Consider the following 12,591-nt stretch of genomic DNA (forward strand, 5'->3'; position numbering starts at 1 on the left):
TTGAATACCGGGCTATCGTTTTGCCTCCTACTGCGAACCAAAACTGCGGGCAAAGTGAGGACAGCATCACTTAGATAGCAGGGTAACGATCCAGTTCCATTGGTCGGAGTGAGAGGATTCGAACCTCCGACCCCTGCCTCCCGAAGACCGGTGCAGAGGGCCAAGTTATTGATTTTTAGTCAAAGGAGCCCTGTTTTCCGCGCGTTATCGCCAATCAAACCAGCCAAGTTCAGGTTCGGCAGGTTCATTGAACCTAAGAGCACTGTCTACATGGTCCGCTAGTTTTCTTGGTCTATGCTCAGTGCTAGTTTGTTCTCTACATTATTGCCCAGGTCCAGCCCACTTATGCACGGTGAAGAGCCCTGCCATGGGTCAGCCCATTCACTTTCTCCAGAATAGCGTCTGCGTCAATGCAGTGGTGGCGATATAGATCGCCGATTGTTCCGGTCTGACCAAAATGCTCGACGCCCATGGGAATAGTCTGATGTCCAAGCACTGCCCCGAGCCAGGATAGAGTTGCAGGATGACCATCGATAACGGTGACAAGCTTGCAGTGTGGCGGAAGGTCGGACATCAGGGTTTCGATGTGAGAGCGTGCCGCTCGATTACCACGCGAACGTGCTCGTTGAGCGGCGGTCCATCCGGCATTCAGGCGATCTGCCGATGTCACGGCCAATACACCTATGTCGCGACGGCCTTCGCCAATCATACCGGCGGCCTTAATTGCCTCCGGCGCGACTGCTCCTTGATAGGCAATTACAACTTCGCAATTGGGCCCGGGTTTTCGTAGCCAATAGGCCCCATCGATGGCGCCATGGCGGAACTCACCGTCGACACGTTTGCCGGGCTGTTCAATCGGGTTGGTGGTCAGGCGCAGGTAAACAGACCCTCCAGTTTCATCGCGCAGCCATGTGCGTTCGTCGGGCTGTCCTTCGCCGTCGCGCTGCATGTAATCAAAGGCCCACTCCATGATCACTGCCAATTCGTCGGCAAAGGCGGGTTCGAAAGCGGCCAGCCCGTCTTGGCTCATCCCGATCAGCGGTGTTCCAACGGATTGGTGCGCTCCGCCTTCGGGGGCCAATGTAACGCCCGATGGTGTGCCAACCAGCATGAAGCGCGCGTCCTGATAACAGGCGTAATTCAGCGCATCGAGGCCGCGGCTGACAAATGGATCATAGACGGTGCCAATTGGGATCAGCCGCTTACCGAACAGGGAATGCGACAGACCCGCCGCTCCCAGAAGCAACATGAGGTTCATTTCGGCGATACCAAGCTCGATATGCTGCCCTTCGGGCGTGAATTCCCATTTCGCCGTCGAAGGGATACGGTGTTCTATGAAGGCGTCGGATTGTTCGGATCGGGCAAATAGCTTGCGCCTGTTCACCCAAGGACCAAGGCTTGTCGTGCCTGTCACATCTGGGGAGGTCGTCACTATGCGTTCGGCCATTGGGCCGTCGCCTTTGGACAGATCGTCAAGGATCTTGCCAAACGCCATCTGGGTCGAGATTTCGCGGCTGGTGTCGATTTCGATTGGCGGCACTTCCAGCTTGCCATCAAAATAGCGGCGCGGACCCTTGGCAAAGAAAGGCGTATTTGCAAGGAAATCCTTGAGCTTTTCTGGGTCCTGCACTGTTGCAAGCGGCTCCCATTCTTCGCCCTTCGGCACACCCATATGCGACTGCCACGCGGCAAACTGGCTATTGTTCATCAGCCCGCCGTGATTGTCCTTGTGGCCCGCAATGGGGGTGCCCCATCCTTTGACGGTGTAGGCTAGGAAGCACGTTGGGCGATCATGATCGATGGCGGCAAATGTCTGGGCCATGGTCTCGACGCAGTTGCCGCCGAGGTTCTCCATAAGGGCCGCGAGCTCCGCGTCCGTGCGCCTTTCGATCAGAGCGGTCACATCCCCCTGATCCCCCAGATCGTCCATGAGACGCTGTCGCCAATTCGCACCACCCATGAAAGTCAAAGCGGAGTAATCCTGGTTGGGGCAAGCATCAATCCAGTCGCACAGTCGGTCGCCGCCGGGCTCTTCAAAGGCCGCGCGTTGAAGAACCCCATATTTGACACGAACGACATCCCAACTGAACGCATCGAAGATTTTCTCGATCCGTTCAAACAGTCCTTCCCGGACGATACCGTCCAGCGACTGTCGGTTGTAATCGATGATCCACCACGTGTTTCGTAGGTCGTTTTTCCAGCCTTCTTGTAATGCCTCATAGACGTTGCCTTCATCCAGCTCGGCGTCGCCTACTAGGGCTACCATACGACCCATTGGCGCATCTGAACCCCAGCTTTTGACCCTGATGTAATCCTGAATGATTGAGGCAAACGAGGTGATCGCGACACCCAGACCCACTGACCCGGTCGAGAAATCAACATCGTCGATATCCTTGGTCCGGCTGGGATAACTTTGCACACCCCCGAACCCGCGAAAATTCTCCATCTTCTCGCGCGTTTGATTGCCCATGAGATATTGCATCGCGTGAAAAACTGGCGAGGCATGGGGTTTGACTGCAACCCGGTCTTCTGGACGCAAGGCCGAGAAATAGAGCGCGGTCATGATCGACACCATCGAAGCAGACGAAGCCTGATGGCCACCGATCTTGATCCCATCCACCTTTGGTCGGACATGGTTGGCATGGTGGATCATCCAATGAGACAACCACAGCAGGCGCTGTTCGACGATCTTCAGTTGGGTGGGATCAATGTGCATGGCGGTCTCCGGGTTCAGGCGGCGCTGCGAGCAGGGTAGGGCAAAGCCTGTTCTAGGTCTGCAAGGATATCTTCGACATCCTCCAGCCCGACGGACAGGCGGATCAGGCCATCGCTGATCCCATGCTCGGCCCGCTCTTCTGGGGTATACGTCGAATGCGTCATAGATGCAGGGTGCTGGATCAGTGTTTCCGCGTCGCCCAAGGACACTGCGCGCTGAATCATGTTCAGGCGGTTCATGAACTCAATCCCACCGGACAGGCCGGACTTAATTTCAAATGCAATCATAGCGCCGGGTTGGGACATCTGGCGCTGTGCGACATCATGCTGGGCGAAACTCTCAAGACCGGGGAAATAAACCTCACCGACGGCGGGGTGCGCTTCGAGGAATTCCGCGACGACCTTGGCGGACGCACAGTGACGATCCAGACGTAGGTTTAGTGTTTTCAGCCCTCGCAGGATCAACATTGCGTTGAAAGGAGCCATCACTGCACCTGTCATGTCCTTCATCCCAACAAGGCGGATTTCAGCAATCTGTTCGGCAGTTCCGACAACCAGACCGGCGACAACATCGCCATGTCCGCCCAGGTATTTGGTAGCGGAGTGCAGAACGATATCTGCACCATGCTCGATCGGGCGGGTCAGATACGGGCTGGCATAAGTGTTGTCGACGACAACCGTCGCACCGACCGAATGCGCAATCTCTGCGCTGGCGGCGATGTCCACCAAGCGCATGTTCGGATTGGCCGGTGTTTCGAAATAGACAACGCGGGTTTTGTCAGAAACGGCCGCTTTCAAGTTCTCAGGATCTGTCATGTCGACATGCGTGATCGTAACACCCCATTTCGCCAAACCGTGGCGCATGAAGGCGAAGGTGCAGCCATAGAGCGTTTTGTCCACGATAACTTCGTCACCTGGCGACAGCAGCGTCCAGAGCACTGCCGTGATCGCCCCCATGCCGCTTGATAGAGCTAACCCGGCCTCGGCCCTCTCAAGCACGGCAATGCGTTGTTCAAGAAGGTCGCATGTGGGGTTCGAAATGCGGCTGTAGATATGACCTTCACGCTCGCCGGCGAACATCTCTCCACCAGCCTCTGCGGTTTCAAAGGTAAACGTGGACGTCAAATGCAGCGGTGGTGTCAGCGCACCATCATTTTCCAGTGGGTTGTAAGCGTGGTGAATGGCGCGGGTGGCAAATCCGGTTGAACGAGTCATTGCAAGCTCCTGAATCATGTTGGAGCCAGTTTGCGCCTTTACATTGAGCTAATGGTTGCTAAATATGCCAACTTGATCGGCAATATTGGCATAATCTGCCAAGAAAGAGGGTGAAATGGACGCTAAGGATAGGCAGATTATTCGAGCGCTGCAGCGGGACGGGCGCATGACGAACCAGGATCTTGCCGACGAAGTGAACCTGTCTCCCTCACCGTGTTTGCGTCGGGTCAAAAACCTTGAAGCCAACGGAGTGATAAAGGGATACAGCGCCGACGTTGACGCTGCCGCGTATGGGATGGCCATTACCGTCTTCGTTCGTATCCGGTTAGAGCGACACAATGAAACGGACGTTCAGAACTTCGAAAAGCGTGTTCGGATGATTGATGAAGTTCTTGAATGCCACGTGTTGACCGGGGCGATGGACTATCAGTTGCGGGTTTTGGTATCGGATCTCGAGGCCTACGAGGAATTTATTCGTCACCGAATTCATCCGATCGGTGGGATAGCTTCGATCGATACCAGCTTTGTCTATGGAACAGTGAAAAAGACCGCTGTTTTTCCGCCCGGATAGATGGGCCGAGTTAGAATGAGTCGTTGCCAATCGGCTAAACATTTTAGTTGATTGATTTTTTCCTCCGCAATTTCCCATTCTCACCGTCGCTATATCAAAGACATGCAGCGCGTGCTGCATCACTTATGAGAGGATAGCGATGAAAAACAAACCGTATGGAGACACCCGGATGGCGAAGTATGTCGAACGGAGGGTGCTCGAACTGAAACCTACCAAGAGCCAAGCCGAGATCGCGGCGCAGGTGGGATACGTCAACCCGAACATGATCACGATGATCAAGCAGGGTGGTTCCAAGGTAGCATTGGATCGCGTCCCGGCTTTGGCGAAAGCTCTGGAATGCGACGCTGCCTACCTTATGCGCCTCGCAATTGAGCAGTCGATCGGCCTGACTGCAGCCGAGGCAGTCGTCGAGGTGTTCGGAGAACCTATCACGTCGAATGAACTTGGCTGGCTGAAAGCAATACGCAAGGCCTCCAACAACACCGATCCTCGGTTGACCAGCCGGTCAGAGACGGCGATCAAGACTATCTTCGGGAGGTAGGAGCCATGTATGACCAGAAAGATGTCCTGACATTGAATGAGCGCGCCTGGTTGCGGTTCCTGCGCGACGTTAGCAACGGCAGAGATCCTGAACCTACCTTACAGAGAGTGCAGCTATTGAGGCGCCTTTGTCGACCTCACAAAGAAAAATGGAATGGGTTTTCGAGATTGCGGCGAGGAATGGCTGGTGAACCCTGCCTCGCCGGGTCCCTCGCTGATTGAACTGAGGTTGCACAAGGTTGACAAAGGTTTACATTCGCCTTCCCGGGATCGACGGAATGTAAACCTTTCGACCTAAAAAACACCTCAAATCAGGCCAAAAGGTTTACACTAAGTTTACATTAAGTTGACAAATCTGGACCGGAATCAGGTTTTTCAGACCAAAATGTAAACCTTTGAACCAGAGAAACCCAATAAAACATGGCTCTCTGAAAACAACACATCCGAACCAAGGCCAGAAAAGCTCACCAGAGAGCGAAACACAGGCCAGACGACACCAGACACACGTAAGAGAAAGGATAGAGCTCAGGCCAGCGTAGAGAGCTCCTGAGACAAAACCTCATAGAGAGCAAACACACCCGATCAGGCCAGGCAGTATTTCGAGCTACTCCGGAGACGAAATACCGACGATTGCTCATAGACAGGAAATAGATGCACCTAGAGAGAAACACCCTAAGAGAACGGACACACGTAAGAGCACCCTAAAGAGCGACCGATAGAGAGAATGCGTGTAAGAGGTGCGTGTGTGCCTAGAGAGAAGAGATGCGCGTGTGTAGAGGGGTAATCGTAGGATGTAGTGCTCAGCGGCGGCACCCAATTTGCGCTTGTGTTTACCAGACCTCTTGTATGCTCCGTTGCTTCTATGCGCTCATTGGAGAGCCGGTAACTTGCGGTGCAGCGTAAAGAAGGCAGTGCTTCGATTGTATGTGCTGTTATTCCTTTGGAAGATCCTATTGCGACTTCAGGAGAGCAGCTTCATTGAACCCTTGAGGCGTCGTTCCGCATCTTTTGCAATCGCCATGAGTCTTTCCTGTAGAGTTGGCTCACTAACAGCGTCGCTAACTGGTATGGGCCTGCTCTCGACAGGGCGATCCGACTTTTCATTGTTCGACCGGCTTGGAACGTTTTTCGGTGTATGCGGATTCTTAGATTTTGCCATTGCCACTAACTCCTAGCCTCGACGAAAATAGACCGATGATTGTTTCCTGACAACCGCCCGGAGATCAACGCCAGCACCACAGGCGCGTCGCCCCTTCGCACCAGTGACGCAGTCGTATAACTTGCAGTTCGTTACGCCCAACTGGGCGGCTCAAAAAACTGCTCGGGGGCCTGGAGTTGGACAAACTGTCAGTCATGCAAGCTTTTCGCCGTATCGTTGAACGCGGTAGCTTTACCCGTGCGGCGGAAGACCTTGGTGTTTCTCCTGCGCTTCTCAGCAGAGAAATCAAGCTTCTGGAAGAAAGTCTGGGAACCGTCCTACTGACCAGAACGACCCGATCCATGTCACTGACCGACACCGGCAGCCTTTATTACCAGGACGCAATTGGAATCCTCGACGCAGTCGAAAAAACGGAGCAAACCATTAGGGAAGGTTCAAAAGCGATGCGTGGGCACCTTCGGGTGAATGCGTCAAGTTCCTTCGGCCAAACTGTTATCGCACCAATGCTTCCAGAGTTCTTGGAAACCTATCCAGATCTGCGATTTACTCTTTCGATGGACGACAAGGTGATCGATATGGTCGAGGGCGGGTTCGATTTATCGATACGTATCCGCGCTGCCATGCCGGATTCGGCACTTGTTGCTCGACGGATCGGCGTGATGCGGCAAAGAATATTTGCATCTCCTGACTATTTGGAGCGATGCGGGACGCCGACCCAGCCGGCGGATCTGAAAAACCACGCAATCATCGGCTTTTTGCTTGCAGATCATTTGACGAGCTGGAAGCTCTCGGCCGCTGAAGGTGTCACAGCACTAGAGCTTGATCCGCGCGTGCGGGTCGGCAACAGCCTCGTATTGCGCGATCTGCTGATAGCGGGACAGGGTATCGGAACTCTGCCCGAGTTCGTTTCTGATGCTCCTGAAGCCAGCGGGGCCTTGGTGAGAGTTCTTCCTGACCACGAACTGCCTGCGCCGGAAGTATTCGCTGTTACAGCATCTCGCTTGGGAATGGATGCAAAGGTCACAGCCTTTCTTGATCATCTGCGTCGGGCGCTCAGGTCGTGACATTATTCAATCCAGGTTAAGAGTGATGTCAAAGAGCGCGACTTAACTGGCGGCGGAACAAATTCCATTCTCTTAGGGAACAAGTCACAGCCCTGAGAGGTTCCTTATGTCACGTATTCTCGTTCTCTACTATTCAAGCTATGGCCACGTCCGCACATTGGCCGATGCCGAAGCTGACGGTGCCAGAAGTGTTCCCGGCACCGAAGTTGACGTTCGGCGTGTGCCCGAAACTGTCCCTGAGGAAGTCCGCCAGCAGGCTGGCTATGTCGTGGATGATACGCCTGTCGCCTTGCCGGCTGATCTAGAACACTACGATGCAATCATCATTGGAACACCGACCCGATTTGGCATGATGGCTGGCCAAATGAAGTCCTTCCTTGACCAGGCGGGAGGGCTTTGGGCCAGGAATGCACTGGTTGGTAAGGTCGGAGCGGTCTTTGCATCAACAGGTTCGCAACATGGCGGGCACGAGGCCACCCTTCTGACAACGCAAGTCCCTCTTCAACACTTTGGGATGCTGATTGCCGGAATGCCCTACACATTTGCTGGCCAGACTACATCAGAAGATATCATTGGCGGCGCACCGTATGGTGCCGGAACGATCGCCGGTGCTGATGGTTCCCGCACACCTACCGAAATTGACCTGGCCGGAGCGCGGTTCCAGGGCGCTCATGTTGCAAGGATTGCAGCGTGCCTCGTTGGATCAAACCTCCAAGCGGAAGCAGCGTAACCCGCGCGCCTCTGACGTCTCACTCAAATTCTCAAACGCCTTAGCCGGGAGACATACTATGTCACGCTCAACCGATGTTCTTCTCACCTCACTCGCCCCAGCGGTATGGGGAAGCACTTATCTGGTAACTACCGAAGCGCTCCCGGCTGGCTATCCGATTACCCTAGCTGCGTTACGAGCACTGCCTGCTGGCTTGTTGTTGCTTGTAGTGACGCGCCGCGTTCCACCACGCGAATGGCTTGGTCGAGTTTTCGTCTTAGGCAGCCTCAATTTCGCTCTGTTCTGGGTGCTCCTCTTCGTTGCTGCGTATAGGTTACCCGGTGGTGTGGCCGCCACCCTAGGATCGTTGCAAGCGATGATCGTGATTTTAATGGCGTGGGGTTGGCTGGGAACCCCAATCCGACTTGGTGCTCTCGGCGCCGCCGCGACTGGCGTAATGGGCGTTTCCCTGCTGCTGATCGGACCAGAAGCACAACTTGATTGGATCGGTATAGCAGCGGGTTTGGGAGGAGCCGCGTCAATGGCTGCTGGCACTGTTCTCAGTCGGAAATGGCAACCTCCGGTCTCGGCGCTGAGTTTCACAGCGTGGCAATTAACAGCCGGTGGTTTGATACTGCTGCCAGTCGCACTGTTCCTTGAGCCGCCTCTCCCTGCGCTCAGCGCGACAAATGTCGCCGGCCTTATTTGGCTTGGCTTGATTGGTGCTGCAGCAACCTATGCTCTTTGGTTTCGTGGCATTGCGCGCCTGGAGCCCAGTGCAGTCTCGATGCTCGGCATGATGAGTCCTGTAACAGCTGTCGTGCTCGGCTGGTTATACTTGGGACAAACGCTTAGCCTCACTCAGTCTATAGGAGCAGCCATAGTTATTGGCTCTGTTGTGGTCGGCCAGAGCGTGAGTCGAAGGGGCAATTCGGGTTTGAAAAAATGGACACCAGCAACAGCTGGATCTGTCTGATGGGTGCTGACTCGCAAACAATGGGCCCGATCACTCAAGTGAGTGAGGAATGGTTCAGCGCTTCGCTTTAGACCGTTCGCCAGAGCCCAACAATATCGATGTCCTAGGTTTCCCGGCGCATGATAAAGGGGATGGGTTCTGGCGCCACAGCGTTTGGATGGTCCAAAACTCCCATTAGCGATTTGGCATTTTGGAACAACAAACCAAACGCTGAACACGCTCAGCGTGCATGTATCATTCTGTGATTGGCAAAATTCAGGTGACCCAATTTGATTGCGAAAGCATGACAGTTGTCTGGTCCATGGGGACGATTGCTACCTGTGACTGCAGACGGTAACCTAATGTGCTTTCTAGAAAGCCCTTCAGTAGGTCTGGCGAGTTTCCCGATTGCTCGGTCAGTTCCGGCACCTCGGGATGTGGAAACTTTTTGTCTGAGGTTGCGCATCCCGAGAACGAGCTTGCTATAATTTTATATAGAACAAAATCATCCAAGGAGCCAAATACATGAAGGACTGGGCAGTTTGGGACGAAAATGGCCGCAGCAGGTGCCATTCCCTGCATCAGCGCATGCGCCGGGAGCTGCGCACCAAATTGCTCGACTACGATTTCACCCACTTCATCACGCTAGCATCTAATTACCAACCCTTGGGGTATACGCAAATGCGTGTGTTGCTGAAAGAGTGGGATGCACGTGTAAACCGCGAGATTAATGGGCCAAAGTGGGGCAAGCGCCCGGACGAGCGACTGGTATGGTTTGCCTTCCCGGAAAAGTTGGATGTGAACCCCCACTGGCACATGATTGTGCAAGTGGATCCAGACATCGAGTCTTCCGCACGAGCCGCTCGCACCGAGCGCTTGCCCGAGATCGGGAATATGCATTGGCTGAGCCTAGTGCGTCAGGGGTCTTTTGACTGCCAGAGCATTGAATCTGCTGGAGTTATCCGGTATATTACGAAAATGAACGCAGAGGAGACGCACTTCGAAAAATTCGTTGTGTTTCGGGAGTTCATGAACATCTAGGTAACCGCCAGGGGCCTGTCTGCAACGCTGCAGGTGACCAGCTACTTCCCTTTCAAGCCATCTTAATGCGACCTGCACTTGGGTCGTAATGCTTTTCTATCGCTTGGAGGAAGGGAACGAGTTGCCAGCAATCAGAACTCTATAGCTAGGAAAGTGACTTGGCTGAGCGCCGACCGAAGGGAGGTGCTCATCGGACCGAGAGAGGCCGAAGGCCACGCGAGGGAGAACGCGATCGGAAGGAAGGAGGCTGCTAAGAATGAGAGATCCGCGTCTACAATCTGTTTAGGTTCGCCTTTGCGTCGTTTGAGGGGCGCAACTCGGAGGTCGTCCACAAGAAACTAACCGGCCAAACTAACAATTGTCCTAGCAATATCTGAAACGCGTTTCGGCAAATCCCGCGCCTCAATCAACGGGTCAATGAACAACTAATAAGGAACTTGTTCGGGACAAACTCAGTCCGGTTAAGAAGCATGCACTCTTTGATGCACCATCTGACTAGGGAACAATACATCCCGGCGATTCAACTACCAAGCGTTGCACATTTCGTCATTTTCTTGAGGGTGCGTATCCCTGCTCTCGCGCCCGCTCCATAACTGCCATCGCCTTGACCGACTGCGCTTCTGACAAAGGTCGCAGCCGAAGCTGTGTAGCCGCCTCTAGGATACCATTCTCGGTGGGAGTGAGACGCATGCTGGAACTGCGTGCCCAGTCCCGCAAAGAAGCCCATTCATGTGATCCAATTTCTGCAACTGTTGCCTGCGCTTGAATTCCGTCAACCATGCGTTGATCGCGACGGCCTTCCGAAGCTCTTTCGCGACGTTCCGCAGTGCCTATCAGAAAGTCCGAAATGTCGCTGCGGAAATCGAGTTCGATTTCCATCGCGGCCTCGACACACGCCTTCCGTTTGGCCCATTCCGTCGGATTACTGCCACCAGTCGGAGGAGACAGGAGATGCATGTGCATGGCTTCTCCGTATTGATCGAGAATATCGATCAGCGGGTCGGGTAGGTCCTGTGCATTCCAGATCTTCTTTAAGTCGATCGACTGTTTCTGCTGTTCGATGTCACGGACAAGCTTCGATATCGCGTAGCAAACCGTGTTCGCGCGGAGGCCACCGGTATACCATGAACCGGCTGCATCCGAGACGATCCGTTCGGTCTTGCGAAAGAAAATCAACTTCGATACCGCGTTGCGGAACCACTCTTCCGAGAAAGCCTCATCGCTCTTGTCCCATTCCTTGCCGATCGCGTGCGCGAAATGGGCGAAGTTCTTCTGCGCGCCGAGGCTCACGATTTCAGGGCGGCCACGCCATGCCATTTCGGCCTTGGCGAGATCGGTCTTAGTGAAGAGTTGTGCCCTAGGATGTTCGAGGTCGAACTTACGCCGCTGAGCCGGTGTCAGGCGGGAGCGGCGGTCTGCGAACTGGCCGCGCGCGCGTTCATAGAACCATCGGCTCTGCGTGAAATTGCCGTCTTTCGCAGGGGCGTAGAGCCGGCGCGATATTTCCTCGATTCGGACGTGGAAGGGGTGATTGGAAAAGAAGTCCGCTGCCGCGATCCGATTTTGACTGTTTGCATATCGGGAAATGTCCGGCACGATCTTTTCGGCCTTTTCCGCATCGACGATGGACAACTTCATCTGGACAAACGTCTTTGACAGATCTGTCCCGGCGCGTAGAGCGGCGTGGATGGATGCGCTGGTCTGCCCTCCATTCACAATCTGCAGATTCGTCAGGCGGGTCATTAATGGGACGCCGTTGCGATGTTCGATCTCGACAGCCTCGGCTGTCGCCGTGATCCCGTTATTGTAGGCGAAAAACATGGAAGGATCTTCCTCGATCGTCTTTCGAATGCCCTTGTTTACGTTGCCGCGCGCTTGCAGAAACACGCGCACGTTCTGTTCGAGAAGGCGAGCTTCCCATCGATCATAAATCGAGGCGAGAACCGATCCGGGAAGTGCGGCGAGATATGCCTCGTAGGGGGAGTCCGGCATATGAGCGGGAAGCACAGGGATCGCGCCTCCATGCTGGTCGAGTTCCACGATAATGTCCTCGCGCCCCATCGCGGAACTCTCGATACGCTCGAGGCGGGTCACATCCCAAACGCTGTAACTGACCGGACGTTCTAAGAACTCCGTCATCTCACGACCATCGACGCGGCTGCTGAGTTTGCGGTCGGTGAGGAGGAGAAGCCGGATCTTCTTTACCGTTGACCAACGCGCTGCGATCATGTCGGCTAACTCGAATCCCGGCGATGTCTCCTCGAGCCGATCTCGCCAATCCTCGTCCAGGGCCGCCTTCAAATATCGGAGAGGCCGCTTGAACTGGTTGTTCAATTCTGTGCCAGTCAACGTCGGCGCATTCGGATCGTCAGCATGATCAACAACGAGAAGAGTCAATTGCTTCGATTTGCGCGGGTCGCCACCCCAACCGTCCACCCGGATACCGGATTGCGGTGTGCCCCGATGGTGAAAATACTCTAGGGTATCGACCTCGCCTGAACCGGTTATCGTATCGGTAACCCGTGCGAAAAATGCCTCTTCCATCGACGTCCCGTTTGCTTCGGACAGAAGCCGGACGTCTTCTCGTAGCATATCGGGATATTGATCGACATCGCTCATGTT

The 12,591-nt window shown here is 54.5% G+C and carries 9 protein-coding genes; 6 read left to right on the top strand and 3 right to left on the bottom strand.

Features of this window, described 5'->3' with window-relative positions; genetic code table 11:
• Positions 1-343: 343 nt before the first annotated feature.
• Both ACR0KG_RS09075 and ACR0KG_RS09080 read right to left on the bottom strand, forming a co-directional pair.
• Positions 344-2,716 (bottom strand): 1-deoxy-D-xylulose-5-phosphate synthase N-terminal domain-containing protein, encoded by a 2,373-nt coding sequence (locus ACR0KG_RS09075; protein WP_480827069.1) that lies wholly within the window; start codon positions 2,714-2,716, stop codon positions 344-346.
• Positions 2,717-2,730: 14 nt separating this feature from the next.
• Positions 2,731-3,930, bottom strand: a complete 1,200-nt coding sequence (locus tag ACR0KG_RS09080) for a methionine gamma-lyase (RefSeq protein ID WP_480827070.1) — start codon at positions 3,928-3,930, stop codon at positions 2,731-2,733.
• 115 nt (positions 3,931-4,045) lie between these two features.
• On the opposite strand from ACR0KG_RS09080, the gene ACR0KG_RS09085 reads away from it, so the two are divergent.
• The 6 genes from ACR0KG_RS09085 to ACR0KG_RS09110 all read left to right on the top strand — a co-directional run bounded on the left by ACR0KG_RS09085 (position 4,046) and on the right by ACR0KG_RS09110 (position 9,969).
• Positions 4,046-4,501: an Lrp/AsnC family transcriptional regulator gene (locus ACR0KG_RS09085; RefSeq protein ID WP_170554944.1), complete on the top strand. Its 456-nt coding sequence runs from the start codon at positions 4,046-4,048 to the stop codon at positions 4,499-4,501.
• Between the two features lie 139 nt (positions 4,502-4,640).
• Positions 4,641-5,042: a helix-turn-helix domain-containing protein gene (locus ACR0KG_RS09090; protein WP_480827071.1), complete on the top strand. Its 402-nt coding sequence runs from the start codon at positions 4,641-4,643 to the stop codon at positions 5,040-5,042.
• A gap of 1,334 nt (positions 5,043-6,376) precedes the next feature.
• Positions 6,377-7,264, top strand: a complete 888-nt coding sequence (locus ACR0KG_RS09095; protein WP_480827072.1) for a LysR family transcriptional regulator — start codon at positions 6,377-6,379, stop codon at positions 7,262-7,264.
• A 106-nt stretch (positions 7,265-7,370) separates the two neighbouring features.
• Complete coding sequence (gene wrbA, locus ACR0KG_RS09100; protein ID WP_480827073.1) at positions 7,371-7,994, top strand: NAD(P)H:quinone oxidoreductase; 624 nt, start codon at positions 7,371-7,373, stop codon at positions 7,992-7,994.
• A gap of 58 nt (positions 7,995-8,052) precedes the next feature.
• The gene (locus tag ACR0KG_RS09105) at positions 8,053-8,949 is read left to right on the top strand and encodes an EamA family transporter (protein WP_480827074.1); all 897 of its coding nucleotides are present in this window, start codon (positions 8,053-8,055) and stop codon (positions 8,947-8,949) included.
• 504 nt (positions 8,950-9,453) lie between these two features.
• Entirely contained in the window at positions 9,454-9,969 is a 516-nt protein-coding gene (locus ACR0KG_RS09110) for a hypothetical protein (RefSeq protein WP_480577278.1), read from the top strand.
• Positions 9,970-10,515: 546 nt separating this feature from the next.
• Here the strand turns inward: ACR0KG_RS09110 and ACR0KG_RS09115 are convergent.
• A complete protein-coding gene (locus ACR0KG_RS09115) occupies positions 10,516-12,588 on the bottom strand; it encodes an AIPR family protein (RefSeq protein WP_480577281.1) in 2,073 nt (690 codons plus the stop codon).
• Between the last annotated feature and the right edge of the window lie 3 nt (positions 12,589-12,591).

Source organism: Ruegeria sp. H4 (assembly GCF_056533065.1).